Annotated in this window: 4 protein-coding genes; 3 read left to right on the forward strand and 1 reads right to left on the reverse strand. The window is 66.4% G+C overall.

Annotated features, from left to right (window positions below; translation table 11 throughout):
- Nucleotides 1–220 (reverse strand): Rrf2 family transcriptional regulator (locus OS124_RS0114360; protein WP_010140427.1); only part of this gene is annotated, 220 nt, incomplete at its 3' end.
- A 332-nt stretch (nucleotides 221–552) separates the two neighbouring features.
- Between OS124_RS0114360 and OS124_RS0114365 the strand changes: the two genes are divergently transcribed.
- The 3 genes from OS124_RS0114365 to OS124_RS0114375 all read left to right on the forward strand — a co-directional run.
- Nucleotides 553–1,209 carry an alpha/beta hydrolase gene (locus OS124_RS0114365; protein WP_010140428.1) on the forward strand — a complete coding sequence of 219 codons (657 nt, stop codon included), beginning with the start codon at nucleotides 553–555 and terminating at the stop codon, nucleotides 1,207–1,209.
- 10 nt (nucleotides 1,210–1,219) lie between these two features.
- Nucleotides 1,220–1,456 carry a hypothetical protein gene (locus OS124_RS0114370; RefSeq protein ID WP_010140429.1) on the forward strand — a complete coding sequence of 79 codons (237 nt, stop codon included), beginning with the start codon at nucleotides 1,220–1,222 and terminating at the stop codon, nucleotides 1,454–1,456.
- Nucleotides 1,457–1,871: 415 nt separating this feature from the next.
- On the forward strand, nucleotides 1,872–2,062 hold a 191-nt coding region (locus tag OS124_RS0114375), incomplete at its 3' end, for an HD domain-containing protein (protein ID WP_010140430.1).

The raw sequence follows: 2,062 nt of genomic DNA on the forward strand, positions 1-2,062 counted from the left end.
TCTCGCTCATCGGACGCGACAGCTTGTAGCCGCCCCCGGGGCCGCGCACCGAACTGACCAGCCCGGCGCGGCGCAGCTTGACGAAGAGCTGCTCGAGATAGGGCAGCGATACCGACTGCCGCTTCGAGATATCGCCAAGCGCCACCAGGCTGCCTTCCGGCTGCAGGGCGATATCGGCGAGGGCAACCATGGCGTATCGCCCCTTGGTGCTGAGCTTCATGAGCGTTCTCCCACTTGCACGAGAGGCCCTGGCTGCCGCTGGCTCAGGCCCGTACCGGGTCATTAGCCCGTCTGGGCTGCCCGGGAAAGTTGATTTCATTGACCTTCGCCCCCACGCGGATTATCTCGCAAGACAACCCGTCGCCGGAAGATCTGGTCTCTTTAGAATTCTTCTAAGGTGACAGAGCATATTCGTCAAGAATGAAGCGTCGCGGGATCAGGCATTCCGCAGGGCCGGACCGGCCCGGGGCCGGGTCCGAGAGGCGCTGCGGGTGCGACAGTCAATGACAGGCGGTGCCGCAGGGCGGCCCGCGCAAGGTGAGGACGTACTGAATGCCCGAGGTCATCTTTCCCGGACCCGAAGGCCGCCTGGAAGGCCGCTACCATCCGCAGAAGGACCGGGACGCGCCGATCGCCATCGTGCTGCATCCGCATCCGCAGTTCGGCGGGACGATGAACAACAAGGTCGTCTACAACCTGCATTATGCCTTCCACAAGATGGGCTTCACCGTGCTGCGGTTCAATTTCCGCGGCGTCGGCCGGTCGCAGGGCGAGTACGATCAGGGTGTGGGCGAGCTCTCGGATGCCGCCTCGGCGCTGGACTACCTGCAGTCGATGAACACCAATTCGAAGCACTGCTGGGTCGCCGGCTTCTCCTTCGGGGCCTGGATCGGCATGCAGCTGCTGATGCGCCGTCCCGAGATCACCGGCTTCATCTCGGTCTCGCCCCCGGCCAACATGTACGACTTCTCGTTCCTCGCGCCCTGCCCCTCGTCGGGGCTGATCATCAACGGCGCCAACGACCGCGTGGCCCCGCCCGCCGACACCCAGGCGCTGGTCGGCAAGCTGCAGGAGCAGAAGGGAATCACCATCACCCACGAGGAAGTGCCGGGCGCCGGCCACTTCTTCTCGGAAGAAGAGCAGATGGCAACCATGCTGGGCAGCGTCAGCGACTACGTGAAGCGCCGCCTGACGGAAAGCTCGCGCTGAGGACCGGGACATGAGCAGCAGCCTGCAAAGCCTTGCCGCCGCCCTCGCCGAGGACTGCATGAAGGCGATGAAGGCCACCGGCCATGACCGGCTCTACGTCGAGGTCGGCAACCTGCTCGGCGCCTCCTCCCAGACCCTGGAAGAGGCCTTCCTGACCGAGGTCCGCATCCGCCTGGCCGAACGTACCGCCCGCGAGTTCCTGGTGCGCCGGGTGACCGAGCTGAAAGAGAGTGGCCCGCCAAGCTAGGCGGGCCTATTCTTTGGCGCCCCCGCCTTGAGCGACGCCCCCCCTCCAAAGCTCCGTCACCGCAGGCTGCCCCCCGCTCAGGGCAGCCAGTACCGTCACCGTGTGGCCAGCAAAGGCAGAGGGGGCGCTGCCCCCGTCTCCGTGCCGGAGACTCCCCCGGAGTACTTTCAGCCTGGTGATGATGCGGGACAGGGCCCGGAGCGGCGGCGGACGTTCGCCATGGAGGGCGTGCACGCTCCCGGAGGCAGAAGGAGGCCGCGTTTCGGGGCCTCCTCCCGCATCATCACCAGGCGGAAAAATACTCTCGCCGGAGGCCTCTTCGGTCTCCGCCGGGCGCCTGCCTCTCCCGCGGGTGGCATCTCCTCTTGCCCTTCTGCCTGCCCCGGCCTACCCCCTTGTCCGAAAGGACCTGCCCATGGATCACGACCGCCTCTCCCGCCAGCTCGACTTCCTGCGCGAGGCAGACCGGCTGAAATCCGTCACCCGCGCCTCGACACTGACGGACCAGTCCCGGCACGAGAACTCCGCCGAACATTCCTGGCACGCCGCCCTCGGCGCGATGATCTGGCTGCCCGAGGTCGAGACCGCACAGATGGACCGCATCCT

This window comes from Oceanicola sp. S124, assembly GCF_000220565.1.
GTDB lineage: Bacteria > Pseudomonadota > Alphaproteobacteria > Rhodobacterales > Rhodobacteraceae > Pseudooceanicola.

Coding starts and splice junctions, on each gene's coding strand:
- OS124_RS0114370 (WP_010140429.1), top strand. CDS start 1,220: ATGAGCAGCAGCCTGCAAAGCCTTGCCGCCGCCCTCGCCGAGGACTGC.
- OS124_RS0114365 (WP_010140428.1), top strand. CDS start 553: ATGCCCGAGGTCATCTTTCCCGGACCCGAAGGCCGCCTGGAAGGCCGC.